This is a genomic window from Tepidicaulis sp. (assembly GCF_965222285.1).
Classification (GTDB): Bacteria; Pseudomonadota; Alphaproteobacteria; order Parvibaculales; family Parvibaculaceae; genus Tepidicaulis.
Window position 1 is genome coordinate 3249921 of record NZ_OZ244942.1, and the last position, 23913, is coordinate 3273833.

24 protein-coding genes are annotated in these 23913 nt (G+C 61.5%); 5 read left to right on the forward strand and 19 right to left on the reverse strand.

Annotated features, from left to right (window positions below):
- Positions 1-34 precede the first annotated feature (34 nt).
- On the forward strand, positions 35-643 hold the full coding sequence (locus ACOQOT_RS15540; RefSeq protein ID WP_420560098.1) for a septation protein A: 609 nt from the start codon (positions 35-37) through the stop codon (positions 641-643).
- Between the two features lie 4 nt (positions 644-647).
- Here the strand turns inward: ACOQOT_RS15540 and ACOQOT_RS15545 are convergent, their stop codons facing one another.
- Positions 648-1223 (reverse strand): NUDIX domain-containing protein, encoded by a 576-nt coding sequence (locus ACOQOT_RS15545; RefSeq protein ID WP_420560099.1) that lies wholly within the window; start codon positions 1221-1223, stop codon positions 648-650.
- 420 nt (positions 1224-1643) lie between these two features.
- Here ACOQOT_RS15545 and ACOQOT_RS15550 point away from each other — a divergent pair, with 420 nt between their 5' ends.
- Entirely contained in the window at positions 1644-2201 is a 558-nt protein-coding gene (locus ACOQOT_RS15550) for a MarR family winged helix-turn-helix transcriptional regulator (RefSeq protein WP_420560100.1), read from the forward strand.
- A gap of 86 nt (positions 2202-2287) precedes the next feature.
- Here the strand turns inward: ACOQOT_RS15550 and ACOQOT_RS15555 are convergent, their stop codons facing one another.
- The 8 genes from ACOQOT_RS15555 to ACOQOT_RS15590 all read right to left on the reverse strand — a co-directional run bounded on the left by ACOQOT_RS15555 (position 2288) and on the right by ACOQOT_RS15590 (position 7551).
- The gene (locus ACOQOT_RS15555; protein ID WP_420560101.1) at positions 2288-2740 is read right to left on the reverse strand and encodes a hypothetical protein; all 453 of its coding nucleotides are present in this window, start codon (positions 2738-2740) and stop codon (positions 2288-2290) included.
- A 65-nt stretch (positions 2741-2805) separates the two neighbouring features.
- On the reverse strand, positions 2806-3339 hold the full coding sequence (locus ACOQOT_RS15560) for a DsbE family thiol:disulfide interchange protein (protein ID WP_420560102.1): 534 nt from the start codon (positions 3337-3339) through the stop codon (positions 2806-2808).
- A complete protein-coding gene (gene ccmD, locus ACOQOT_RS15565; protein WP_420560103.1) occupies positions 3339-3566 on the reverse strand; it encodes a heme exporter protein CcmD in 228 nt (75 codons plus the stop codon). The genes ACOQOT_RS15560 and ccmD overlap by 1 nt, the downstream gene beginning before the upstream one ends.
- Before the next feature lie 2 nt (positions 3567-3568).
- Complete coding sequence (locus ACOQOT_RS15570; protein WP_420560104.1) at positions 3569-4315, reverse strand: heme ABC transporter permease; 747 nt, start codon at positions 4313-4315, stop codon at positions 3569-3571.
- A 99-nt stretch (positions 4316-4414) separates the two neighbouring features.
- Positions 4415-5089 carry a heme exporter protein CcmB gene (ccmB, locus tag ACOQOT_RS15575; RefSeq protein WP_420560105.1) on the reverse strand — a complete coding sequence of 225 codons (675 nt, stop codon included), beginning with the start codon at positions 5087-5089 and terminating at the stop codon, positions 4415-4417.
- Positions 5086-5760, reverse strand: coding sequence for a heme ABC exporter ATP-binding protein CcmA (gene ccmA / locus ACOQOT_RS15580; RefSeq protein WP_420560106.1), 675 nt, complete (start codon positions 5758-5760; stop codon positions 5086-5088). Before ccmA ends, ccmB begins: the two co-directional genes overlap by 4 nt.
- Complete coding sequence (locus ACOQOT_RS15585) at positions 5747-6559, reverse strand: crotonase/enoyl-CoA hydratase family protein (RefSeq protein WP_420560107.1); 813 nt, start codon at positions 6557-6559, stop codon at positions 5747-5749. The genes ccmA and ACOQOT_RS15585 overlap by 14 nt, the downstream gene beginning before the upstream one ends.
- Before the next feature lie 230 nt (positions 6560-6789).
- A complete protein-coding gene (locus ACOQOT_RS15590; RefSeq protein WP_420560108.1) occupies positions 6790-7551 on the reverse strand; it encodes a hypothetical protein in 762 nt (253 codons plus the stop codon).
- 31 nt (positions 7552-7582) lie between these two features.
- Here ACOQOT_RS15590 and acnA point away from each other — a divergent pair, with 31 nt between their 5' ends.
- Positions 7583-10291, forward strand: a complete 2709-nt coding sequence (gene acnA / locus ACOQOT_RS15595) for an aconitate hydratase AcnA (protein ID WP_420560109.1) — start codon at positions 7583-7585, stop codon at positions 10289-10291.
- Between the two features lie 138 nt (positions 10292-10429).
- Positions 10430-11206, forward strand: coding sequence for a DUF1223 domain-containing protein (locus ACOQOT_RS15600; protein ID WP_420560110.1), 777 nt, complete (start codon positions 10430-10432; stop codon positions 11204-11206).
- Positions 11207-11282: 76 nt separating this feature from the next.
- Here the strand turns inward: ACOQOT_RS15600 and ACOQOT_RS15605 are convergent, their stop codons facing one another.
- The 5 genes from ACOQOT_RS15605 to ACOQOT_RS15625 all read right to left on the reverse strand — a co-directional run bounded on the left by ACOQOT_RS15605 (position 11283) and on the right by ACOQOT_RS15625 (position 16954).
- Positions 11283-12395 carry a DUF4340 domain-containing protein gene (locus ACOQOT_RS15605; protein WP_420560111.1) on the reverse strand — a complete coding sequence of 371 codons (1113 nt, stop codon included), beginning with the start codon at positions 12393-12395 and terminating at the stop codon, positions 11283-11285.
- A 22-nt stretch (positions 12396-12417) separates the two neighbouring features.
- Positions 12418-14343, reverse strand: coding sequence for a Gldg family protein (locus ACOQOT_RS15610; protein ID WP_420560112.1), 1926 nt, complete (start codon positions 14341-14343; stop codon positions 12418-12420).
- Between the two features lie 4 nt (positions 14344-14347).
- Positions 14348-15082, reverse strand: a complete 735-nt coding sequence (locus ACOQOT_RS15615) for an ABC transporter permease subunit (protein ID WP_045443192.1) — start codon at positions 15080-15082, stop codon at positions 14348-14350.
- Positions 15082-16077, reverse strand: a complete 996-nt coding sequence (locus ACOQOT_RS15620; protein ID WP_420560113.1) for an ABC transporter ATP-binding protein — start codon at positions 16075-16077, stop codon at positions 15082-15084. The genes ACOQOT_RS15615 and ACOQOT_RS15620 overlap by 1 nt, the downstream gene beginning before the upstream one ends.
- Positions 16078-16216: 139 nt before the next feature.
- Complete coding sequence (locus ACOQOT_RS15625; RefSeq protein WP_420560114.1) at positions 16217-16954, reverse strand: SDR family NAD(P)-dependent oxidoreductase; 738 nt, start codon at positions 16952-16954, stop codon at positions 16217-16219.
- Between the two features lie 524 nt (positions 16955-17478).
- Between ACOQOT_RS15625 and ACOQOT_RS15630 the strand changes: the two genes are divergently transcribed.
- Positions 17479-17856 carry a DUF2794 domain-containing protein gene (locus ACOQOT_RS15630; RefSeq protein WP_420560115.1) on the forward strand — a complete coding sequence of 126 codons (378 nt, stop codon included), beginning with the start codon at positions 17479-17481 and terminating at the stop codon, positions 17854-17856.
- A gap of 63 nt (positions 17857-17919) precedes the next feature.
- Here ACOQOT_RS15630 and ACOQOT_RS15635 read toward each other — a convergent pair whose 3' ends face one another.
- From ACOQOT_RS15635 to ACOQOT_RS15655, 5 genes are all read right to left on the reverse strand, one after another.
- Positions 17920-18552: a glutathione S-transferase family protein gene (locus tag ACOQOT_RS15635; RefSeq protein WP_420560116.1), complete on the reverse strand. Its 633-nt coding sequence runs from the start codon at positions 18550-18552 to the stop codon at positions 17920-17922.
- A gap of 97 nt (positions 18553-18649) precedes the next feature.
- Positions 18650-19411, reverse strand: coding sequence for a Bax inhibitor-1/YccA family protein (locus ACOQOT_RS15640; RefSeq protein ID WP_420560117.1), 762 nt, complete (start codon positions 19409-19411; stop codon positions 18650-18652).
- 161 nt (positions 19412-19572) lie between these two features.
- A complete protein-coding gene (locus ACOQOT_RS15645; protein ID WP_420560118.1) occupies positions 19573-20073 on the reverse strand; it encodes a MarR family winged helix-turn-helix transcriptional regulator in 501 nt (166 codons plus the stop codon).
- A complete protein-coding gene (locus ACOQOT_RS15650; protein ID WP_420560119.1) occupies positions 20070-21239 on the reverse strand; it encodes an Acg family FMN-binding oxidoreductase in 1170 nt (389 codons plus the stop codon). Before ACOQOT_RS15650 ends, ACOQOT_RS15645 begins: the two co-directional genes overlap by 4 nt.
- Positions 21240-21357: 118 nt before the next feature.
- Positions 21358-23913, reverse strand: coding sequence for an ABC transporter permease (locus ACOQOT_RS15655; protein ID WP_420560120.1), 2556 nt, complete (start codon positions 23911-23913; stop codon positions 21358-21360).

Below are 23913 nucleotides of genomic sequence, written 5' to 3' on the forward strand. Positions count from 1 at the left end.
GCCGAAAAGAGCCGCGCCACCCAACAAAACCGGCATGAGCGGCAGCCAATGGCTGCGCATGGGCCTGGAAGTAGGCCCGCTCGTGGTGTTTTTCCTGGTCAATGCCAAGGCGGCGGCCTGGTTCGATGTGGCAGATAAGGCCAGCATCTTCTATGCGACGGGCGCCTTCATGATCGCGACCGTCATTTCGCTCAGCGCGTCCTACATCCTGCACCGCCAGATCCCGATGATGCCGCTCGTGACCGGCGGTTTCGTGCTGGTCTTCGGCGGGCTGACGCTCTTTCTGCAGGACGATCAGTTCATCAAGCTGAAGCCGACCCTGACGAATGTGCTTTTCGCCGCCGGTCTTCTGGGCGGCCTCGCCTTCGGCAAAGCCTCGATGAAGTATCTTTTCGACGGCGCTTTCCGGCTCACCGAAGAAGGCTGGCGCACGCTTACGCTGCGCTGGGGGCTTTTCTTCCTCTTCCTCGCGCTCTTGAACGAAGTGATCTGGCGGAACTTCTCCACCGACTTCTGGGTAAGCTTCAAGGTCTTCGGCATCATGCCGATCACTATGGTCTTCGCTCTGGCGCAGCTGCCCGTGGTCAGCCGCCATCAGCTTGAAGAAGATAGAGAAGAGCCCGCACGCGGGCCTGCCGAATAAATTCTCACTCCGCTTTTGGCGGCATCCGGTTCCCAAGCTCGCCCGGCGGGTTGCCGAAAGGCACGATCCGTTCCTGATCCTTGACCGCGCGGTAATGGGTGAGCGCCCAATGGACGGAGGGAAAAGCAAGCTCGTCCCAGGGAATATCATCCCACTCATAAAGCGCGACTTCCAGGCTCTCCGGTCCCGCGCCGATTTCCGGCACCGACAGGCTCGCCCGGTACATGAGCTGCACCTGCGAGATGCGCGGAATGTTATAGACCGCAAGAAGATCGTGAATGCGGATATGCGCAAGCGCTTCTTCATGGGCCTCGCGCTTTGCGCCTTCCTCCGTCGTCTCGCCCTTTTCCATATAACCTGCCGGCAGAGTCCAGTAGCCCTTGCGCGGTTCGATGGCGCGGCGGCAAAGCAGGATCTTGCCTTCATGTTCGACGACGGAACCGACGACGATTTTCGGATTGACGTAGTGAATGAACCCGCATGTGTCACAAACATCGCGCGCCACATCATCGCCTTCCGGCACGCGCTCGGTGAAGGAAACATCCATTTTCGGTTCGGGTATTTCTGATCGCCACGCCATCCCGCTTCTCCCGTGTTCTTCTACATCTTTTTATATAGATGTCTTTTTTGAAAGATCATCCGCATGCGGGCCGCGCTTTATCCATGACCGTCATTACTCAGTTCTCACGAATTGGACAGCATGCGATTCTCAAACAGCCTGCACGCCGATTGGGCGAACGCATAAAAACGGTGCAGCCCTTTTCAATACCTCTTTTCCGGGTACGGACATTAAACGCCGCATCTCATGCTTCACCCGCGCCGCGTTGTAATATGGCACCACTTCACGCGCAGAATATCATGAAAGTGACTGCAATCACCGTCGCAGTTTCGCGAAACACTTGGCGCGGACGCCATAAATGTGCATATGTTTGCCCGTCAAAATTCTCTGCGCGCCGTCTCACGGCCCATCCCAAAAAAACACGTTGGAGGTCTCCACCGCATGGCACCGCGTAAATCCACCGGCTTTGAGCTCGACAGCTCGCTGAGCCATCTTCTCCGGCGGGCACAGCAATTCGCCTATGATCAATATACCAAAGCGCTCGCCGATACCGGCCTGACGTCCCGCCAGTTCATCGTTCTGTTAGCTGTGAGCGAAGAGGAAGGTCTGAGCCAGACCGATCTCGTCAACCGCACCGGCATCGACCGTTCGACGCTTGCCGACATGATCAGCCGCATGATCAAGCGCGGCCATCTGGCCCGCAAGCGCACCGCCGAAGACGCGCGCGCCAATTCCGTGCGCCTCACGGCAGCGGGCCGCAAGGCGTTGCAATCCGCAATGCCGCGCGCCACGAAAGCCGAAGAAGCTTTGAACGGCCTCATCTCCAAAACCGTGCAGCGCGATCTCGTCAAAGCGCTCGGCCAGCTCGTCAACTCGGCTGAGAAAGTGACGGCGGAAGAAGACGCAGCGCCCGCGCCGAAAAAAGTAGCGGCAAAGAAAAAGACGGCTGCCAAGAAAAAGACTGCCGCCAAAAAGAAGACCGCCCGCAAAAAAGCCTGACGGGCGCAGCGGTAACGCAATCAGCCGGCCTCTGGAAACGGAGGCCGGTTTTTTGTTGCCTGTCTTTCATGAAAGGAAGCGGAAAATCAGACGGTGATGTCGATCAGCGATCCGGGCCGTGAACGGGGGACAGGCGCATCATCACGAAGATGTGCGAAAGGCGCCTCGCGCCGCCCGGCTTCCCGGCTCGCCTCGAAGCGGGCCTCCTCGGCACGCTCCGTCCGCTGCGCTTTGCGGGTCTCGGCCGCCTCGCGGGCTTCTGCTGCCTGGCGCGGCTGCTCAGCCGGCAAGCGCACCTGCTGGCCCTGGCGCTTGGCCGCTTCAAGGGCGGCAGCGCTGATTTCCACCTGAACGCCGGAGGTGCTGTGGCGCAATCCCTGGCTCTGAGCCTGGGCTTGGGCCGCCCCTTGCGCCTGCTCCGTGCGCTGCGTTTGCCCCGGCACCTGGCCGCGCGCAGCAGGCGCGCCCGGACGCTCTGTCCGGCCCGCATAGGCTTGAGCTGCAATATGTACAGGATTGACGAAAGGTTTTACCGGCACGCGCACGCATCCATGGTTTCACCAAGGCGATACCCGGTTAATAAAGGAATAGGACTAATAGAGCTTTAACGGGCGTGGCCCTCGATGAGCGGCAACAGCGTCTCTTCGATGTCCTTCGGCGCGAGCGGGCCGACATGCTTGTGGATGATGTTACCCTCGCCGTCGACGACGAAAGTTTCCGGCACCCCGTAAACGCCCCAATCGATGCCGACTTGCCCCGAGCGGTCCGCCCCCACCCGTTCAAAGGGGTTGCCGAGCGTGCCGAGGAAGCGGCGGGCGGCTTCCGGCTGATCCTTGTAATTAAGCCCCACGAGACGCGCGCCGCGCTGGCGCAGCGTTTCAAGCAGCGGGTGTTCCTGACGGCAAGGCACGCACCAGGAGGCCCAGACATTGACCACCGTCATCTCGCCGGTTTTCAGGTCTTTCGCGGCAAGACCGGGTGTCTCCAGCCCTTCGACGGGAGGCAGATCAAACTCGGGCACCGGCTTGCCGATCAGCGCCGATGGCAACTCGGAGGGATCGCCCGCAAAGATCGCAAAATAGAAAAGCGCGGCGAGAGCGGCGAAAAGCACGGCGGGAATGAACGCGGTCCAGCGCATCAGCGCCCTCCCGCTTCGCCGGAACTTGCAGCACTAGCACCCGAAGCCCTCGCGCCGGACGCCCGGCGGCGCCCGCCCAGTTTCTCTTCAAGCTCCTGCACCTTGGCCATTTGCCGGCGCCTGTCGGCCAGGCCCCAAAGCGCAAGCCCCGTCATGACCAGCGCCCAGAGCGCAAAGCTCGGCCAGATGAAAGGCGCATAGCCGCCCATATGAAAAAATTCGGCCATGCTCAAAAGGCTCCCGCTTCCGCGCTCGCGCGGGCAAGCTGCAGCTGGCGCACGCGGCGGCGGTAAATCTCCGCCTGCATCCGCGTCAGCATGACGGCGAGGAAGAAGAAGGTCGAGCCCAGCGCCATGACGAGCAGCGGCCAGAGCATGGAAGGATGGATCGCCGGCCCGTCGAGCCGGAGCACGCTTGCGCCCTGATGCAGCGTGTTCCACCATTCAACCGAGTAATGAATGATCGGCACATTGACGAAGCCGACCAGCGCCAGCACCGCTGCCGCGCGGGCCGCGCGCACCGGCTCCTCGATCGTCGCCCAAAGCGCCATATAACCGAGATAAAGGAAGAACAGGATCAGCACGGAGGTAAGCCGTGCATCCCAGACCCACCAGGTGCCCCACATGGGCTTGCCCCAGAGCGCACCCGTAACAAGCGCCAGAAACGTGAAAGCCGCACCGACGGGAGCCGCCGATTTCGCCGCTACATCGGCCAGCGGATGGCGGAAGATCAGCGCCGTCGCGCTCGCCCCGGCCATCAGCGTATAGCCGAAGAGCGACAGCCAGGCGGCGGGCACATGAATAAACATGATCCGCACCGTCTCGCCCTGCTGATAATCGGGCGGCGCGGTGAAAAAGCTCATATAGAGCCCGGCGCCGAGCAGCCCCAAAGCCAAAAGCCAGATCACCGGCAGCAAAAGCCCGGAAAGCCGCAAAAAGCGGGTCGGATTGGCAAGGGCGTGAAGATTTCTGACCATGGGGATTGGTTTAGCGCCGCAGCGCCCCTCCGGCAAGACAAGCAAGGGTGAGAGGGCATTTTGCCGCGATCATGGCTGCATTCATGATGTCTCCCCTGTTCACCGCAAATTCGCCCGCAGCGCCGCCGCCCCGCCCAGCGGGCCCACCACAAGAGCAACCAGCGACACCGCGCCGAGGAGCAAAAGGCTCGCCTGCCCGTTCGAGCCCGGGGAGGAAATCAGCACATTGGAAACCGCGCTCACCCCGAAAATCAGGGTCGGCACATAAAGCGGTAGCACCAGAAGCGAGATCAAGAGCCCGCCCCGGCGGATGGCAACGGTGAGCGCCGCGCCCACCGCGCCTAAAAGCGAGAGCGCGGGCGAGCCCACCAGCATCGCTATAACAAGCGGCAGGATGGAGTTTTCCGGCAGATTGAGCATCAGCCCGAGAAAGGGTGCGGCCAGAATGAGCGGCAGGCCCGTTGTCAGCCAATGGGCAAGGGCTTTGATGAAGACCGTCACTTCCAGCGAAAGCGGCGCCAGCATCAAAAGATCGAGCGAGCCATCCTCCTGATCGGCCTGGAAAAGCCGGTCGAGCGTCAAGAGCGCCGAGAGCAAAAGCGCCACCCAGAGAAAGCCCGGCGCGATGCGCCCCAGCAAATTAAGATCGGGCCCGAGCCCCAGAGGCACGATGGAGACGGCAATCAGGAAAAAGGCGACCGCCATGCCCCCGCCGCCGCCCGCGCGGGCGGCAAGTTTCAGCTCACGGCGCAAGAGGATCAGAACCGCGCTCATGCCGCCGCCCCGCTGCTCATGCCCCGCAGATCGAGCCGCCGGGCACCGCCAAGGCCAAGATCGGCATGGGTCGCGGCAAGCACGATACCGCCGCGCGCGCTATGCGCCTCGATAAGGCGGGCAAGACGGCTCACATTTTCCGCATCGAGAGAGACGGAAGGCTCATCGAGAAGCCAGATAGGCCGCTCGATAAGAGCAAGCCGGGCAAGCCCGAGCCGCCTCTTCTGGCCCGCGGACAGCACATCGGCGGGCAGATCGGCAAGATGATCGAGCGCAAAGGCGGCCAAGGCCGCGTCCAGCGCCGCGCCTGATGCCGCCCCCGATGCCACATCGCCATAAAGCGCACCCCAAAAGGCCAGGTTCTCGGCAACCGAAAGCCCGCCCTTCACCGCATCGAGATGGCCGGCATAAAGAAGGTAATCGCTCACCTCGCCCTGCCTCTCCATGCCTTGCAGCGACATCTCGCCTGCGCTTTTTTCCAAAAGCCCGGCAAGAAGGCGCAAAAGCGTGCTCTTACCCGAACCGTTCGGCCCCGTTACGAGGAGGATGTCGCCTGAGCGCGCCTCGAACGATAGCCCATCGAAAACCAGCCGTCCGCCGCGCTCGCAGGCCAGCCCGTCACCTTTCAGCGTGAGCGGCGGATAAGGGCGCTCTGCCTTAAATGTCGTCAAAACGTCCGCCCCGTCCCTTGCCGCCCGCAAAGCGCTTGGCTCCTTCCAGCGTCTCGCCGGAGGAAAGCACTTCAAGCCCGTGCCGCGTTTCATTGGCCATGGCCTGGGCATAAGGCATGTCCCATTGCTCATAGGCCGAGAGCCGGTCATGGCGCAGGCAAAGCTGCGGGAATTTCGCGATCTCCCGCGCCAGTTCCTCCGCCGCTTCCCGGCTCTTGCCGGATGGGACGACGCGGTTGGCAAGGCCCATTTCCAGCGCCTCACGCGCGCCAACGGGCCGGCCCGTCAGAATAAGATCCATGGCCCGCGACTGGCCGATAAGGCGCGGCAGGCGCACCGTACCCCCGTCGATCAGCGGCACACCCCAGCGGCGGCAGAAGATGCCGAAAGTCGCATCCTCTTCCATGACGCGCATGTCGCACCAAAGGGCAAGCTCCATGCCCCCCGCCACCGCATAGCCCGATACCGCACCGATCACGGGTTTTGACAGCAGCATGCGCGAGGGGCCCATCGGCCCTTCCGGCGACAGACGGTCGAATTCCATGCCCGCTGCAACCGGGGTGACTCGGTTGCCGCCCCCTTGCGAGACGGCTTTCAGGTCCGCGCCGGCGCAAAATGTTCCCTCACTGCCGCAAAAAACGCCGACCAGCGCCTCTTCATCCGCCTCGAAAGCAGCAAAGGCCTCCGCCAGCGCCTTGGCGGTGGGCCGGTCGACGGCATTTTTCACCTCCGGCCGGTTCAAAAGGATGGTGGTGACGGGACCGTTCTTCTCGACACGAACCGCTTGTGATGTCGTCATGCATTTCCCTCGCAACTGGCCGGGCGCGGCTTCTTTAAAAACGGCCTGCATGTCACCGTTCTGCCATGCCTTGCCGGTCTATTTTCATCCTCTCAGACGTAGCATCCGCTGGAGAAACTTATTATAGTCGCGCCCGCGCAAAGACTTTGTTTTATGAGTTTTAGCACGAGTTTTCCGTCTTTTCGCGCCGCGTATATCGACAAGCGCGTGAGCTTGGGCTTTATAGCAGCTCAAAAGCTCCGCAAAAGATTTCCGCGCCCCACTGGCCGGCCACCCAAAACCGGTTTCCGGCCATCAAAGCGGCACTGAGGGACGCATACGAGACCAATGTCTGCGCCGCTCCCGCAGACGGCATCAAGCATGAGGATGAGGACCATGGCCAAAGCCCAAGCCAAGAAAAACACGGCAAAGAAAACCGCCAAGAAAAAGGTGGCAAAGAAAGCCGCCACCAAGTCGGCGGCGAAGAAAACCACTGCCAAGAAAAAGGTGGCCAAGAAAGCTGCCGTGAAGAAGACGGCGAAAAAGGCCCCGGCCAAGAAGACGGCCGCGAAGAAAAAAACCGCAGCCAAAAAGAAAACCGCTGCGAAGAAAACCGCTTCCCGGAAAGCGGCACCGAAAAAGAAAACCGTCGCCAAGAAAAAGACCGCTGCCAAAAAGAAAGTAGCGGCCAAGAAGAAGACCGCCGCGAAAAAGGCTGCGCCGAAACGTAAGGCAAGCGCCAAGAAAAAAGCGGTGAAGAAGACCGCCGGCAAAGCGACGACGAAGCGCAAGGTCGCCGCCAAGAAGCAGGCAGCGAAGAAAAAGGTCGCTGCCAAGAAGAAGAGCCCGGCCAAAAAGAAAACGGCTGCCAAGAAGACGGCCGCAAAAAAGACCACGGCGAAAAAAGCCGCGGTGAAAAAGCCTGCCGCCCGCAAGACGGCGGCAAAATCGGCGCCTAAAGCCAAGACGAAAGCCGCTCCCAAGGCTGCCGCCAAGGCCGCGCCCAAAACCAAGAAACCCTCAGTTAAAAGGACAACGAGTAAAGTGAGTCTGTCGCCCCTCGGTAAGAACTCCTTCGGCGCGTATAAATCGCTGAAAGTGGGCTCGAAAGAATACACGTTCTACAGCCTGAAAGAGGCCGAGAAGAACGGTCTGGACGGAATCTCCCGCCTGCCCTTCTCGCTCAAGGTTCTGGCGGAAAATCTGCTGCGCTTCGAAGACGGCCGTTCGGTCACCGCCGACGACATCAAGGCCCTGAAGGGCTGGCTGGAAACGCGCAAGAGCACGCGCGAAATCGCCTATCGTCCGGCCCGCGTTTTGATGCAGGACTTCACCGGCGTGCCCGCCGTTGTGGACCTTGCTGCGATGCGCGATGCGGTTTCCGCTCTCGGCGGCAGCGCCGACAAGATCAACCCGCAAGTGCCGGTGCATCTCGTCATCGACCACTCGGTGATGGTGGACAGCTTCGGCACCCAGACCGCTTTCAAGGAAAACGTGGATCTGGAATATCAGCGCAACAAGGAGCGCTATGAGTTCCTGCGCTGGGGCAGCCAGGCCTTCGACAATTTCAACGTTGTGCCGCCCGGCACCGGCATCTGCCACCAGGTGAACCTGGAGCATGTGGCGCAGACCGTCTGGACCCGCCAGGAAAAAGACGGCGCCGGCAATATCGTCGAAATGGCCTATCCCGATACCTGCGTCGGCACCGACAGCCACACGACCATGGTCAACGGCCTCTCGGTCCTTGGCTGGGGCGTCGGCGGCATTGAGGCGGAAGCGGCCATGCTCGGCCAGCCCGTCTCCATGATGATCCCGGAAGTGATCGGCTTCAAACTGACCGGCAAGCTGAAAGAAGGCGTGACGGCGACGGACATGGTGCTCACCATCACCGAAATGCTGCGCAAAAAGGGCGTGGTCGGCAAGTTCGTCGAATATTTCGGCACGGGCCTCGATCATCTGACCCTGGAAGACCAGGCGACGATCTCGAACATGGCGCCGGAATATGGCGCAACTTGCGGCTTCTTCCCCGTGGACGAGCAGACGCTTGCGTACCTGCGCGCCACCGGCCGCGACGAAGACCGCGTCAAGCTCGTGGAAGCCTATGCCAAGGAACAGGGCATGTTCCGCACCAAGGACACGCCCGATCCGGTCTTCACGGACACGCTGGAGCTCGACCTTTCCGACGTCGAGCCGAGCCTTGCCGGCCCGAAACGCCCGCAGGACCGCGTGGCGCTTTCCAATGTGGCGCAGAGCTTCTCCAAGACGCTTGCCGATGAATTCGGCAAGGGCGATGAAGCCCACCGCCGCGTCGATGTGGAAGGGGAAAACTTCACCCTCGGCCACGGCGATGTGGTGATCGCCGCCATCACCTCCTGCACCAACACCTCGAACCCCTCGGTTCTGGTGGCAGCCGGTCTCGTCGCCCGCAAGGCGCGCGCGCTCGGCCTGGAGGTGAAGCCCTGGGTAAAAACCTCGCTGGCCCCCGGCTCCCAGGTCGTCACCGACTATCTGGAAAAAGCCGGCCTGCAGGACGATCTCGACGCCATGGGCTTCGATCTCGTCGGTTATGGCTGCACGACCTGTATCGGCAACTCGGGCCCGCTGCCCACGCCGATCTCGAAAGCCATCAACGAGAACGACATGGTCGTTTCCTCCGTGCTTTCCGGTAACCGCAACTTCGAAGGCCGCGTGAGCCCGGATGTGAAGACGAACTATCTCGCTTCGCCCCCGCTCGTCGTCGCCTACGCCCTTGCCGGTTCGACCACGATCGACATTTCCAAAGATCCGATCGGCACGGACAAGAACGGCAAGGACATCTACCTGAAAGACATCTGGCCGAGCAATCAGGAGGTCGCCGAAACGGTGCGCTCCTGCGTGACGCCGGAAATGTTCCGCAAGCGCTATGCCGACGTCTACAAGGGCGACAAGCATTGGCAGGCGATCAAAGTGACGGGCGGCCAGACCTATGCCTGGAACGGCGAGTCGACCTACGTGCAGAACCCGCCCTATTTCGAAGGCCTGCGCCCCGAAGCACCCGGCTTCGAGGACGTCAAGGATGCCCGCATTCTGGGCCTCTTCGGCGACTCGATCACCACCGACCACATCTCGCCGGCAGGCTCCATCAAGCTGCAAAGCCCGGCAGGCGCGTATCTGACGCGTCACCAGGTCGGTGTGCAGGACTTCAACTCCTACGGCTCGCGCCGCGGTAACCACGAAGTGATGATGCGCGGCACCTTCGCCAACATCCGCATCAAGAACCAGATGGTGCCGGGCGTGGAAGGCGGCGTGACCAAGCTCCAGCCGGAAGGCGAGGAGATGCCGATCTACGATGCCGCCATGAAGTACAAAGAACGCGGCACTCAGCTCGTCATCTTCGCGGGCAAGGAATACGGCACCGGCTCCAGCCGCGACTGGGCGGCCAAGGGCACGAACCTGCTCGGCGTTTCCGCCGTGATCGCCCAGTCCTTCGAGCGTATCCACCGCTCGAACCTGGTCGGCATGGGCGTTGCCCCGCTGCAGTTCGAGGAAGGCCAGAGCTGGCAGTCCCTGGGCATCGACGGCTCCGAGACCGTGACGATCGAGGACCTGTCTTCGGTCAAGCCGCGCCAGAAGGTGAAGGCGACGATCACTTACAAGGATGGCAGCGTTAAGGATATTACGCTGCTCGCCCGCATCGATACGCAGGATGAAGTCGATTACTTCAACAATGGCGGTATCCTGCCTTACGTGCTGCGGGGTCTGGCGGCGGATTGATCTGCCGGCCGATCACAAAGTATAAAGCCGGGAAGCGGGGCGCTTAAAAAAGCGCCCCGTTTTCTTTGAGATCGCTTGCTTTTCGCCATCAAGCCAAGTTGACTCGCCCGTGTGGGGAGCCTGACCTATGTTAAAACCATGACGATATCCCGGCGTACCATATTGCGCGGACTGGGTGGCGGTGCAGCCTTGACGCTTTTGCCGCGCCCGCTGGCCGCAGCCGTTTCCGGCACCGCTGCAAGCGGCGCAGGGAGCACGGCCATGCCTGTCGTTGTGGAACTCTTTACAAGCCAAGGTTGTTCTTCCTGCCCGCCCGCCGATGCGCTCTTGCATGAGCTTGCCGAACGTCAGGACGTGCTGGCGCTGTCCCTCTCCGTCGATTATTGGGACTATCTCGGCTGGAAGGACACACTCGCCTCGCCCTCCAATACCCGCCGGCAAAAGGCTTATGCCGCCAATATGGGCGCGCGCACGGTCTATACGCCGCAAATGGTGATCAACGGCGTCGATGATGTTGTCGGCTCCCGCCGCAAGGAAGTAACCGGCGCGATCGAGGCGCAGCAAAACCGCGCGCCAAGCGAGATGGTGCCAGTCAGCCTGACACGCGAGAAAAATGCCGTGCAGATTGCGGTCGGCGCCAATCCGCTTCTCGGCAATGTCGAGGCGACGCTTTGGATGGTCTATTTCGAAGATCAGGCGACGGTCGAAATCAAACGCGGGGAAAACCGCGGCCGCGAGCTTTCCTACACCAATGTCGTACGCGACATGGTGCCCATCGGCATGTGGAAGGGCGAGCCCTTGCATATGGAAGTGGCGATGGAAAGCCTGGCCTCTCCGGGCTATGACGGCTGTGCCGTAATCCTGCAGACCGACGGCCAGGGCCCCATTCTGGGCGCCGCCAAGCTCGACATGTAACGCTTCGCCGAGTAGTGCTTCCTCTGGCAGCAAACTACCTGCCTGCAGATAGAGAACGCCTTTCTTACTGTCCGTCTTACTTACCAGTCTTTAGCCCATCCGCATCGGACGGGCGCGTGATTGCCTGCATGGACTGGGCAAGTTTAACGGCGGTCGGCTGATCGAGCCGGAAAGCCCAGCCTCTCGTGCGCGCATTGATCGCGTCGGCCCGCGCGCGCACCGCATCAAGATCGCCGCTTTCGGGCACGAGCGCCGGATCGGCCTCGGCATAAATCTTCGCCCAAAGCACATCGGCGCTGCCCGTCATGCGCACATTAAGGCGCAGACCGCTGAAAGTTTCGGTAAAGGCGAGCGGGCCTTCATCGAAGGAAAGATTGGTATCGGGGATCACATCTTCCGGCACGAGCCCGACCAGCGCCGTCGCGCTGCCATTGACGATGGCCGCCCCGCGCCCCGTGCGCCCCTCCGGCGCATTGCTCAGCGTGAAATTCGTTTCCTCCGCGCTTTCCCGCGCAATGATGACCGGCTCCTCGCTCTCCGCCCAAAGCACGGTGCGTTTAACCTCCTCGCGCGGCAGTTCGAAGACTTTGAGATCCAGCCACTCGGAAACGTTTTTGAGAAGCGGCAGCCGCCCCCGCGCAAGCCAGGCCTGATCGTCGCCGTCTTTGCGCGCATAAAGAAGGCCGCGGCCCTGCGCATCCTGGGTATCTTCCACCACCTCGCCGGCGAGCAGCGCGGCAAGACGCGCGCCCTCCCCGTCCAGCACCTCGATACGGACGGCCCGGCCGAGATCTTCGGGCGCCGTCAGCCCGAGCGGGCGGTGCCATTCGGGATTGGCGGTGCGCGGCTCGAAAGCTTCAAGCTCGACAAGCCCTACGATGAGCTTGCGCACAAGCTCGGGCTTTGCCGGAAAATCGAACCGCTGATCGAGCACCCAGCCTTCGCCCTCCTTGCGCTTCAGCGTGATCTTGGATTCCCCGCTCAAGCCTTTGCCGATCGTATAGACGATCCGCTCGGCTTTATTAATGCCGGTTTCCAGATCTTCGAAAAAGGGCTTGGGCTCGAAGCGCACCTCGGTCGCGCTTTGCTGCGTGAGAACCGCCGTCACCGCGCCGATAACGCTCAGCCCCGTCACGACGGCAAGACCGGCAAGCCAGCGAAGCGCGCTCTTTTGCGGTTGATCGGCCATGAGTTCTCCTGCTCGAGAGGCCTTAGCGGCCCGAATATTTCAGCCGGCGCCGGCGCCGGTACCAGGCAACGCCCAGCGCGGCGAAAGCCACAAGCACCGGCATCAGTGCCACATTGATGAAACGCACCTGCCCGCCCAGCGCCTCGATATCGCGGCGCAGATTGCGCTGCACCTGCCGCAGCTCGCTGCGGCTGTCGGCTAGCTGATGGCGGATGCGGCGCATCTCTTCTGCCTCACGCTGGGAAAGCACGTCGCGCCCGCCAAGCTCGCTGCCCGCGCGGGTTTGAAGCTGGGTGAGGCGCTCTTCCGCCGCGCTGATTTCGGCCTGTAGCGCTTCTTCTTCCTGCAGGAAGCGCTCCTCGGCTTTGCGCCGCAGGTCCTGCACCACAAGGAAAGGCCGCTCGGAGCGCTCGCGCGTGCGCAGCGAGATGAGCTCATCGGCGCCCAAAAGATTCTCCGCCGCATTCAAAACGAATTTCGCATTGTCCGCGATGGGCTGCGCCACCCGCTCGCCGAGATAGCTCTGCGTCTGCACCCAGAACCGGTCATCGAAAATATCCGAATCCGCGACGATGATAAGATTGGCTTCTTCGGTGCCTTCAGCGACATGCGCCTCAGCGGTCTGCTCGCGTTCGGCTTCCTCATTGCCAGCCGGATCGGGCGGACCATCCGCAAACGCCGAGGACATAACCCCGTCCACACGCGCGGCCAGAATGTAAGCGTCATCCGTCGGATTGAAATCGCGCACCAGCTCGTCCGGACGCGGTCCGCTTTTGACATACTCCAGATCGAGCAGTTTGGAATCCTTGGACGAGGTAACGAGCGGCGTCAGGCGTGTTTCAGCCCCCTCGCGTTTGACGAGATGACCGACCGTGCCGAGATTGAGCCGGTCGATATCCGCGGTCACAAGATCGTTCTCATCCATCTGCTCCGAACCGATGGCGAGCCAGAGCGGATAATCCACTTCCTGGCGGCGCACATCGAAACCGGCCTGCACGCGCTGGGCAAGCGCGCGGTCCGAGACGATTTCATCGGCCGGCATCTCAACACCCCAGGCGTCCATGAGGCGCGGCAAGTTGGAGGCTTCGGTGTACCCGCGCACCGGCTCCCCGTTCGGCCCCGCCGTCAGGCTGACCTCGGAATGGGGATCGATGAAGATCAGAGCCTTGCCGCCTTTGACGATGAACTGATCGACCGCATATTCCGTCGTCTCATTCAAATCGCGCGGATGGGCGATGAGCAGCGTGTCCACCCGGTCCGGCACACGGGTAAAATCCTGTTCCAGAAATTCGATGTCGAAGCGGCTGCGCAGTTCCTCATAGATCATGAAAGAAACCGACTGGCCTTTCATGGCGGCGAGAAGCCCGCCCGCCCCGGTGTCGAGCGGCAGGTTCGTCACCACACCCAGCACCGGCTTTTCCGCCTCGCTCAGGTTCTGGATCATGCGGATGAGATCGTATTCGAGATATTCTTCGCGCTCGTCCGAGAAGAAAGGAATGGCCTCGCGCCCATCGACGAGGTTGGTGCCCGCCAGACCGAAATAAATGACCTCACCTTCCGTCGTCGGGGCGCCTTTCAGGCCGAGTGACATGGCCCGGTCTTCTTCTTCCGTAAAGGGTTCAGGATCGATCACTTCCAGAATGAGCTCATCGCCCGCCACCGCTTGCATCTCTTCCAGCATGTCGCGCACCCGGCCCGCATAAGTGCGGATACGCGGATAATCGGTCGCAAGGCTTTCGGAATAGAAGAAACGCAACGTCACCGGCTCTTCGATGTTCTCAAGCAGCGTGCGCGTGCCTTCCGAGAGCGTGAAAAGCCGGTTCTCAGTCAAATCGAGCCGGGCCGAATGGAACGTCAGATTGGCGAAGAGATTGAACGAAACGAAGAACACCGCAAGCAGTGCCAGCGTAAGCAGCGAAACGTTCCGGCGCGTCAGAGAAAAGTTCATATCCCTACCCCGCCTTCTTCATATCGACGATGACCGCCGTCGCCACCAGCCACACGCCCATCAGCGAGGCGAAATAGAGCATGTCGCGCAGATCGATCACGCCGCGTGTAATCGCATCGAAATGGGTGAGGAAGCTGAAAGAGGCAATGGTGGTGATGACCGCTTGCGGCGCCCAGACGGCAAAGAAGTCGATGACGATGGGAAGCCCGCTCACCGTAAAAAGGAAACAGACGACGACAGAGACGACAAAGGCGATGACCTGATTGCGGGTGATCGCCGAGAGGCACGAGCCGATGGCCAAGTACCCGCCCGCCATCAGGAAGGAACCGATATAGCTTGCAAGGATCACCCCGTGATCGGGATCACCGAGATAAGAAACGGTGAGCCACATCGGGAAGGTGAGCGTCAGCGCAATACCGATGAAAACCCAGGCTGCCAGAAACTTGCCCAGCACCGCCGCCCAAAGCGGCACCGGCAGTGACAGCAACAGCTCGATCGTGCCGACCCGGCGCTCTTCCGCCCAAAGCCGCATGGCAACGGCGGGAATGAGAAAGAGATAAAGCCAGGGATGGAAATCGAAAAAGGTTTTCAGATCCGCCTGCTCGCGCTCGAAATAGCCGCCGAGATAAAAGGCGAAAGCGCCCGTGCAGAACAAAAAGATGATGATGAAGACATAAGCCAGCGGCGTGGCGAAATAGCCCTGCAGCTCGCGCTTGAAGATCGCCCACATTTCCCGCATCAGGCCGCCTCCCCGCTCGCATCCGTTTCCGTATCGGGCCTTGTGAGCCTGCGGAACACTTCATCGAGACGGCCGGGCTCGCGGTAAAGCGTGCGCAGTGTCCACCCCTTCTCTTTGGCAAGATTGGCGATCTCATCGATGAGGCGTGTATCACCTTCGGCCCCTTGCGGCTGGAAGACGGTGAAAGCGGCATCCTCGCCGCGCGGCTGCGCTTCGACGGCGGCAACACCCGGCAGCGCGCCCAGAACTTCCGCGACACCGCCCGACTGCGCGGCGGGCATGATCAGCGAAACGGCATTGTGGTAGCGCGAGCGCGCCATAAGCTGGGCCGGCGTGCCATCGGCCACGATCTGCCCGCGGTCGATGATCAGCGCACGGGTGCAGATCGCATCCACTTCTTCCAGAATATGCGTTGAAATGATGATGGCTTTTTCCGGCGCCATTTCCGCGATGAGCTTGCGCACCGCATATTTCTGATTGGGATCGAGCCCGTCCGTCGGCTCGTCCATGATGAGGACGGCGGGATCGTGCAGGATGGCCTGGGCGAGGCCCACACGGCGGCGGAAGCCTTTCGAGAGCGTGTCGATGGCCTGTTCCAAAACACCGCCGATTTCCGTGCGCGCCACGGCCTTGTCGATCGCCGCTTTCGCGTCCGCCCCTTTCAGGCCGCGCACATTCGCGATGAAGCGCAAAAATTCGAGCGGGGTCATGTCGGTATAGGCTGGCGCGCCCTCGGGCAGATAACCGATCAGGCGCTGGGCAGCGAGGGTTTCCTCATCCATCTTGTGGCCGCAGACCGAGATTGAGCCTTCGGTGGGGGCAAGATAGCCCGTCACCATTTTCATGGTGGTGGACTTGCCTGCGCCGTTCGGCCCCAGAAAGCCCAGAACCTCTCCCTTCGCCACGGAAAAGCTGACCCCGTCCACCGCCGTGAACGGCCCGAATTTCTTTACCAGATTACCGATAGCGATCATGGAGTTGGACGCTGCCGTCAAAAGAACCCGCTCCCCGGCGGTCGGACCCGCCTTGTTTCTGGCCCCGGACCATACGCAAACCGGGACAGTTTATTGAAAATCTTGATAAAGGAGCCCCCTGCCCCCTTCAAGTGAACAATCGGTCATGATGCGGAAGAGTTCAAACCCTGAGCATCAGCCCGCCATCGACATTGAGCCCGTGCCCGGTGACGAAGCCGCCCTCGTCCGAGGCGAGGAAAAGCGCGCCGCGGGCAATATCGATGGGCTGACCGAGCCGTTTCAGCGGGGATTTCTTAGCCCAGATTTCCGCGATCTTCGGATCGTCGAAATTCACCGTCATGCCGGTCTGAATGGCGCCGGGCAGAATGTAATTGGCGGTAATGCCGTAGCGCCCGAGCTCCAGCGCCAGATTGCGCGTGAGGCCCGCCACCCCGGCCTTGGAGGCGGAATAGGCGGCAAGCCCATAATCGGTGCCGTCCGCCATGACCGAGGCCACATTGATGATGCGCCCGGCAGGCGAGGTTTTGAGATGCGGGATCGCGGCCTTGGCGAGCTTGAAATGCGCGGTGACATTCACCGCCAGGGTCTTGTCCCAATAATCGTCCGGAAACTCTTCCACCGGCGCGCCGAGCGCCACCCCGGCATTGTTCATCAGGATGTCGATCCGGCCGAAAGCCTTGAGCGCCGCGCCGATAATCTTTTCGCCAGCGTCCGGTGCGGAAACGTCCTGACCAAGCGCGGTGATTCGCTCATTGCCCTCGTGAGCCTTAGCGGCCTTGTCCGCGTCGAGATCGACGGCAAGCACCTTCGCCCCTTCGGACGCGAAAAGCTCGGCCGCCGCCTTGCCGATCCCCGATGCCGCGCCCGTGACGATGGCGCCTCTGTCTTGCAGCCGCATGGCCACCTCCCCTGTTTTTCATTTTCGTTGGCGGCAGCATAACGCAGGACGCGCCCGCGAAAAGGCCCCAGAGAAGAAAAGCGGAACGGGAAGAAAGGCGGAAAGGAAAGCGGGCATGAAAAAAGGCGCTCCGCTGGAACGCCTTTCATCTTGCTGCCTGACTGGTTGCTGTCTGGCTTGTTTCTGCCCGGCTGGGCGTGAGGCACATGCCCGGCCTTGCAACTCAGCCTCTCAAGGGGAAGAGGGTTGACCCGGTTCGTTTGCAGCTCGGTGGGGCTGGGGGGCTGACTATTCCGAACCACTCTCGAACCGGGCCAGTGAGGCAACGATTGCAAGATGGCGGTCTTATGTGGCGGGCCAAGGGCTGAAAAAAGGCAATATTGTGATTGCGCACATGGGGCGCGATTTTCGCGCTAAATCCTTTTGCCGATTGCAAAAAACAGCATTGCCCGCGCTGTTCCAAAGCGGCACGCAAACACCTCTTCCGGCTTGTCAGCAGGCGGCAGGCGGGCGATCATTCGGCCATGGCAAAAAGCATTGTGATCGTCGGCAACGGCTACCGGGCGGCAAGCGGGGACACGGCAACCCCGGACCGCGAAATTTCCTGGACCCGCAAGGAACTCGATTTGCTGTTGCGCGTTTATGGCCGCCAGGTCGCCGCAGGGGAATGGCGCGATTATGCCATCGACATGCTGCGCGACCGCGCCGCCTTTTCCATTTTCCGCCGCTCCGCCGAAATGCCGCTTTACCGCGTCGAAAAGCGCCCGGCGCTCGCCGCCAAGCAAGGCGCCTATTGCGTGATCTCCATGAGCGGGGCGATTTTGAAGCGCGGGCATGATCTCGCCCAAGTGCTCAAAGTGCTGGAAAAGAAAAAAGACACGTTCCGCCTGATCGGCGCCTGAGAGGCAATCTCTAAAGAAAACGGCCCGGAAGTTCCGGGCCGTCTTTATTGAAGCAGGAAAAACTCAGGCCTGCATGACGAAACTGTAAGGCCCGCCGGTTTCGAGCGCGCGCTGATAAGGCGCGCGGGCCTGCAGCCGTTTCACATACTCGGTGAGCGCCGGATACTCCTTCAGCCAGCCGCGCGAGCCCGCCGCTTCCAGAACGAAGGAAAGATTGATATCCGCCCCGGTCAGCTCCGCGCCCATGAGGTAAGGCTGCTTGGAGAGCGTCAGGTCGATATAGTCGAGCTGCTTTTTACATTCGGCATCGAGGATCGGCTGCAGCGGCGCGCCCGCTTCACCCAGAAAGCCATTGAAGAGCGTCATCAGGAACGGCGTCATGGCCGAGCCTTCGGCATAATGCAGCCACTGCGCGTAAGTGAAATAGTCATCCGTATCGGGCGCCGGCATGAGCTTGCCCTTGCCGTATTTGCGCAGGATGTATTCGATGATCGCGCCGGTCTCGGCAACCGTCTTTTCCCCGTCAGTGATCACCGGCGATTTACCGAGCGGATGCACTTTTTTCAGACTGTCGGGCGCGCGGCGCGTATTGGCGTCGCGCTCATATTTCACCACTTCGTAAGGCAGCTCCAGTTCTTCCAGAAGCCAGAGGATGCGCTGCGAGCGCGATTCGTTGAGATGGTGCACCTTGATCATGAGGTCTCCCCGTTTCGATGAATGGCAGATGGCCGGATGATAAAGAAAAACCCCGGCCATATGCCGGGGTTCTCCTCACATTCGTGTGTCCTTGCCGCTATTCCCGATTGCCGAAAAGCTGCAGCAGGAAGAGGAACATGTTGAGGAAGTCGAGATAGAGACGCAGCGCGCCCATGATCGACTTTTTCGCCGCCACTTCGTGGCCGTCGCCCTCGTAATACATTTCCTTGATCGACTGGGTGTCATAGGCGGTCAGGCCCGCGAAGATCAGCACGCCGATCACGGAGATCGCGAATTGCAGCGCCGAGCTTTCAAGGAAGATATTGACCACCATCGCGATGATGATGCCGATGAGGCCCATGAAGAGGAACGAGCCCATACCCGACAGGTCCCGCTTCGTCGTATAGCCGTAAAGGCTGAGCGAGCCGAAGGAGAGCGCGGTGATGAAGAACACCCGCGCAATGGAGTTGCCCGTATAGATCATGAAGATCGTGGCCAGCGACACGCCCACCAGACCCGCATAGACCCAGAACGTGGTCTGCGCCGCGCCCACGCTCATCTTATGGATGCGAAACGACAGGAAGAACACCATGGCAAGCGGCGCCAGCATCACCACCCATTTCAGCGGCGTTGCATAAAGCGTCTGCCCCAGCTGCGTCAGGGCAAGGCCACCATCGGCCCCCGGCGCCACGCTCATCTGGAAGAAAGCGTAAGCAACCACGCCCGTCAGCGCGAGCGCGCCGGCCATATAGTTGTAGACCCGCAGCATATAGGAGCGCAGGCCCGCATCGATTTCAGCGCCCTGCGCGCGCGTGCCTGCAGCGCCCGAATAGACTCTGCGTTCGTCAAAACCAGCCATGCGTGTTTCACCTCTCTGCATGGAGTGAAAGAAATCCCAAGTAATATTGTCTGGAATTGTGGCCGTTTCAAGCGCAACCGGATGAAACTTCGGCAAGGGAGAAGGAAAAAGCCCTTTATTTTTAAAGGTTTCTGAAGAAACCGGTCGCAGCGGCACCCCGCTCACCGGGCCTGATCGAGCAGAACCCGCAGCCGGGTAAGCACCGGGTGAATAAGCGCCCAATCTTCTTCCCCAATCTGGCCGAGAAGCTCGCCTGCCAGGGGACGCATCCGGGCAACCGCTTCCCTGCGCATGGCCTCGCCCGCCTTCGTCACCGCCACGCGTTTGACGCGCCGGTCACCCGCGTCCGGCACAAGGCGCACCAGTTTCTTGTCTTCCAGCTTGCGCACGGTGGAAGACATGGTGGGCTGGGAGACTTGATGGGCGCTCGCCAACTCGCCGATCGTTTCTTCTTTTTTCAGACGCAAAAGATGATTGAGCACCCCGAACTGGGCGACCGTCATCCCGTCCGGCAAAACCCGGGCGAACAGATTGTCGGCCAGATGCGCGATGATGCTGATTTCCGTCATCACCGCAAAGGCGCGCGGATCCCCCGGCAGCCCGGCGGGGGCCGCCTCCTTTTGGGAGGGCTTTTGAACGGAAGGGGCATCTTTGCCGGTCATAAGGCGATCAATCTCGATTGCAGCGGCCAGCGGGGCGCAGGCTCGGGAAAGGCAGCATAACCGAAGCGGAAGAGCCCTTGCACGCGTGCGGGCGCAGAAATGCCGAGCATGGCATGACAGCGCTCATAAAGCACCGCCATTTCCGGAAATTCCTGCAGCACCTGGCTCAAGGGATGAAACCCGAGGCCGAGCCTGGTGGCGGCAAGATTAAGCCGCACCCACTCCGCCCCCGCTTGGAGCTGATCGGCCCGCGTGTTCGCCGGGCTTACCAGCCAGCCGAAGGCGGCGGCGCTGTCGATGAGGCCGTTGTAAAAATCAAGCGTGCCTTGATGGGCAAGGCTGCCTTTCTCATCCATCTTTTCCCGGCTGAGAAGGCCTGCAAGCTGCATCGCTTCCATCATGGGACCGGCAAGAGAAATGCCGTCCGGGTTGGCGTTGACCTCGCTCGCCCCGATCCGCGTCAGCTTCGTGCTTTCTGCATGAGGGGCAGGCGCTGAAAGCTCGGCAACCCAGCCCTCCCGGCAGAGTGTTTTCAGCGCCTCGACTTTCTCTTCTTCCACGCTCCAGGCAAAGCTGCCCGGCGCCGTGCCCGCCCAATTGGGGGCACCGTCAAAAGCAAGCGCCCGGAGCTTTGCCAGTATCTCGGGCGAAACCGGCTTCGATGAAAAATTATCCCGCAAGGTGCGCCGCGCAAGCGCCTGCCCGAAAAGAGGATCGCGCGTCACTTCAGCGCGCGTGAAGACGACCTCGGCGATGGGCCGCTCATCGAGCAGCGGATAAGGCTCGCCTTCCGGGAAAGGCGCGATGCGTGCTTCATATCCTTTTTCCGCTGCCGCCTGACGCAGAAGCTCCAAAAACGCGCCAAGCCCGATCGTGATCTGCCGGTTCGGCGGATCGGTTTCGGGCAGAAGACGGTCGAGGTCGCAGGTCAGCACCAGCCGGTCCTCGCCTTTCAGCTCGATTGCCCAAGGCTGCCTGTTATGCGGATTGGGCGCGAGAATGGCATAGGCCGCCGCATCGAGACGGATATCCCCGAAGCCCCGGCTCGCCGCGTCCCAGGGCGCGCGGGCAGGCTCGATATCCTTGGAAAGAACATAGGCACCGGCGCCGCCCAGAACGGCAAGGCTGGCACCGCCAGTAAGAAGAAGGGCACGGCGGGTGATCATGACAGGCTCCTGTGAGGTTTCATAGGTATATATAAAATAGATATCTATGTGTTTCAAGAAGAAAGAAGCCGGGCGCGACGCCCGGCTTAAAGCTCTTTCTTTTCAGATAGTTATACCGCTACTCCGCCCGCAGCACCGGCGCGGCCTTTGCCGAAAGTGCGCTATAGGTGCCCAGAAGCCCGAGCCCGAGCGTTGCCGCCGCCCCGCCCAGCACCGTCGCCGCCAATGTCCAGGGCAGGAAGGTCCAGGGCGCCTCCATCACCTGGGTAATGACGAGCCAGGCGGCAAGCGCACCGGCGCCCGAGGCAATGACTGCCGTGCCGAGCCCGAGCACCAGATATTCCATCGCATAAGCGCCGAGCACCCGGCCTCTTGTGGCGCCCAGCACCTTCAGGATCACCGCGTCATAGACCCGCCGCCGGTGCCCCGCCGCCATGGCGCCCGCCAGCACGAGAACGCCCGCGCTCAACGTGACGATGCTGGTGGCGCGCACCGCCACGGCAAAATTTTCGATCATGGCGTTGATCGTCTCCAGCGCTTCCTTGACGCGCACGCTCGTCACATTCGGAAAGGCGCGCGAGACATCGCGCTGCAATTGCAGCTCGTTTTCCGCTTCCATCGTCACGGTCGCCAGATGCGTGTGCGGCGCCCCGGCAAGCGCGCCCGGCGAGAAGACGAGGACAAAATTGATGCCGACCGATTGCCAGTCGATCTCGCGTGTATTGGCAAGCCGCGCACTTAAAGGACGGCCCAGCACATTGACGGTCAGCGTATCGCCCACTTCCATACCGAACCCGGCAGCAAGCTCCTCGGAGAGCGAGACGAGCGGCGGGCCGTCATAGCCCGGCCCCCACCATTCCCCGCGCACCAGGGTGGAATTGTCGGGCAGCTCTTCGGCATAGGTAATGCCGCGGTCACCCTGCAGCGCCCAGGCGACGTTCGGCGGCACGTCCATGTCTTCCGAGTGCGTGCCCGCGATTTCGGTAATCCGCCCGCGCAGCATGGGCACCCGGTTCATCGCCTCGACGCCCGGTGTCTCATTCACGATGCGCTCGAACTCTTCCACCTGCTCCGGGCCGATATCGACAAAGAAGAAAGAAGGCGCGCGGTCCGGCAGCTCGCCTTTGACCTGCGCTTCGATATTTCCGTCGATGAGCGAGACCGTGACAAGCAGCGTGAGACCGAGACCGAGAGAGAGCACGACGCTCGGCGTTGCCGCGCCGGGACGGTGCAGATTGGCGATGGCAAGGCGCAGTTGCGGCTGGCGTACGCGGGGAGCTTTACGGGCAAGCCACATCAGCCCCTGGCCGGTAAAGCGCAGGACGATGAAGCTCAGCCCCGCGCCCATGACGAACCAGGCGGCAAAGAGCCGCTCATCGGTCAGCCCAATGGCAAGCGCGGCAAGCAGAAGCAGCGCCCCGCCCGTCGCAATCACATAAGGCGGACGCGGCCAGCGGCGCACGGGCGCAACGATGTCGCGGAAAAGCCCCGTCGCCGGTATTTCCCTTGCCCGCGCAAGCGGCCAGATGGCAAAGGCAAGCGCCGTCAAAAACCCGTATGCCGCCGCCAGCATCAAAGGCTCGGAATAAATCGCAAAGCGCGCGGGCACGGGAATGAGATCGCCCGCCGCGCTTTGCACGATGAAAGGCACCGCCGCGCCGAGCCCAAGCCCCAGCACAATGCCGATAAGCGAAAGCGCAACCACCTGCAGAAGATAAAGCCGGAAGACAAGACGGCCCGGCGCACCGAGGCATTTAAACGTCGCAATCACTTCACGCTTGGAATCGAGATAGCTCGTCACCGCATTGCCGACACCGACACCGCCGACAATGAGCGCAGTGAGCCCCACCAGCGTAAGAAAGAGCGCAACGCGCTTGACGAAGCGGCGCACGGATGGGGCGGAATCCGAGCGGTCCTGAATGCGCCAGCCCGCCTGCGGGAAACGGCTTTCCGTTTCATCGACAAAAGCGGCAACCGCCGCATTGGAGCGCTGGGCCTCTGGCAATTTCACACGGTAATGGAACTGGGCAAGTGAGCCCGGGCGGATAAGCCCGCTCGCGCGCACCGCCTCCCCGCTTACGAAAAGCCTCGGGCCGAAAGCCATGCCGCCCGAAAGCTTGTCGGGCTCGCGCTCGATAATGGCGCGGATTTGCGTTTCAAGATCGCCGACCTTGACGGTGTCCCCGAGACCGATACCGAGCCTGTCGAGCAGGGTCTGCTCGGCCACAGAGCCCCAAACCCCTTCTTTTTTGGTGAGCGCCTCCTGAAGCCGTGCGCCGTTTGAAAGAGAAAGCGCCCCGTAAAGCGGGTAAAGATCATCGACGCTTTTCAGCTCCACCAGCGAGCGCTCATCGGTTTCCGGCGCATGGGACATGGCGCGCATCTCGATGACCTGCGAGACCGCGCCGCTTGCGCGCAAATAGGCAAGCTCATCTTTGCGCGCCTCCCGGTGAATGAGGCGCAGGCTCACATCGCCGCCCAAAATCGTCTGGCCCTCCTGAGAGAGCCCTTCGACAAGCGCAGAGGAAACCGAGCCCACACCGGCAATCGCCGCAACGCCGAGCATCAGACAGGCCAGAAAGATGCGGAAGCCTTTCAGCCCCGCGCGCAGCTCGCGCCGGGCAAAACGGGCCGCGATCTTGAATTCATCGAAAGAGGAAAGAGAAGCTGCCAT

Excerpts from the sequence above, each read along its gene's own strand:
- ACOQOT_RS15540 (WP_420560098.1), top strand. The coding sequence starts at position 35 with ATGAGCGGCAGCCAATGGCTGCGCATGGGCCTGGAAGTAGGCCCGCTC.
- ACOQOT_RS15545 (WP_420560099.1), bottom strand. The coding sequence starts at position 1,223 with ATGGCGTGGCGATCAGAAATACCCGAACCGAAAATGGATGTTTCCTTC.
- ACOQOT_RS15550 (WP_420560100.1), top strand. The coding sequence starts at position 1,644 with ATGGCACCGCGTAAATCCACCGGCTTTGAGCTCGACAGCTCGCTGAGC.
- ACOQOT_RS15560 (WP_420560102.1), bottom strand. The coding sequence starts at position 3,339 with ATGCGCTGGACCGCGTTCATTCCCGCCGTGCTTTTCGCCGCTCTCGCC.
- ccmD (WP_420560103.1), bottom strand. The coding sequence starts at position 3,566 with ATGGCCGAATTTTTTCATATGGGCGGCTATGCGCCTTTCATCTGGCCG.
- ACOQOT_RS15570 (WP_420560104.1), bottom strand. The coding sequence starts at position 4,315 with ATGGTCAGAAATCTTCACGCCCTTGCCAATCCGACCCGCTTTTTGCGG.
- ccmB (WP_420560105.1), bottom strand. The coding sequence starts at position 5,089 with ATGAGCGCGGTTCTGATCCTCTTGCGCCGTGAGCTGAAACTTGCCGCC.
- ACOQOT_RS15585 (WP_420560107.1), bottom strand. The coding sequence starts at position 6,559 with ATGACGACATCACAAGCGGTTCGTGTCGAGAAGAACGGTCCCGTCACC.
- ACOQOT_RS15600 (WP_420560110.1), top strand. The coding sequence starts at position 10,430 with ATGACGATATCCCGGCGTACCATATTGCGCGGACTGGGTGGCGGTGCA.
- ACOQOT_RS15605 (WP_420560111.1), bottom strand. The coding sequence starts at position 12,395 with ATGGCCGATCAACCGCAAAAGAGCGCGCTTCGCTGGCTTGCCGGTCTT.
- ACOQOT_RS15610 (WP_420560112.1), bottom strand. The coding sequence starts at position 14,343 with ATGAACTTTTCTCTGACGCGCCGGAACGTTTCGCTGCTTACGCTGGCA.
- ACOQOT_RS15615 (WP_045443192.1), bottom strand. The coding sequence starts at position 15,082 with ATGCGGGAAATGTGGGCGATCTTCAAGCGCGAGCTGCAGGGCTATTTC.
- ACOQOT_RS15625 (WP_420560114.1), bottom strand. The coding sequence starts at position 16,954 with ATGCGGCTGCAAGACAGAGGCGCCATCGTCACGGGCGCGGCATCGGGG.
- ACOQOT_RS15630 (WP_420560115.1), top strand. The coding sequence starts at position 17,479 with ATGGCAAAAAGCATTGTGATCGTCGGCAACGGCTACCGGGCGGCAAGC.
- ACOQOT_RS15635 (WP_420560116.1), bottom strand. The coding sequence starts at position 18,552 with ATGATCAAGGTGCACCATCTCAACGAATCGCGCTCGCAGCGCATCCTC.
- ACOQOT_RS15640 (WP_420560117.1), bottom strand. The coding sequence starts at position 19,411 with ATGGCTGGTTTTGACGAACGCAGAGTCTATTCGGGCGCTGCAGGCACG.
- ACOQOT_RS15645 (WP_420560118.1), bottom strand. The coding sequence starts at position 20,073 with ATGACCGGCAAAGATGCCCCTTCCGTTCAAAAGCCCTCCCAAAAGGAG.
- ACOQOT_RS15650 (WP_420560119.1), bottom strand. The coding sequence starts at position 21,239 with ATGATCACCCGCCGTGCCCTTCTTCTTACTGGCGGTGCCAGCCTTGCC.
- ACOQOT_RS15655 (WP_420560120.1), bottom strand. The coding sequence starts at position 23,913 with ATGGCAGCTTCTCTTTCCTCTTTCGATGAATTCAAGATCGCGGCCCGT.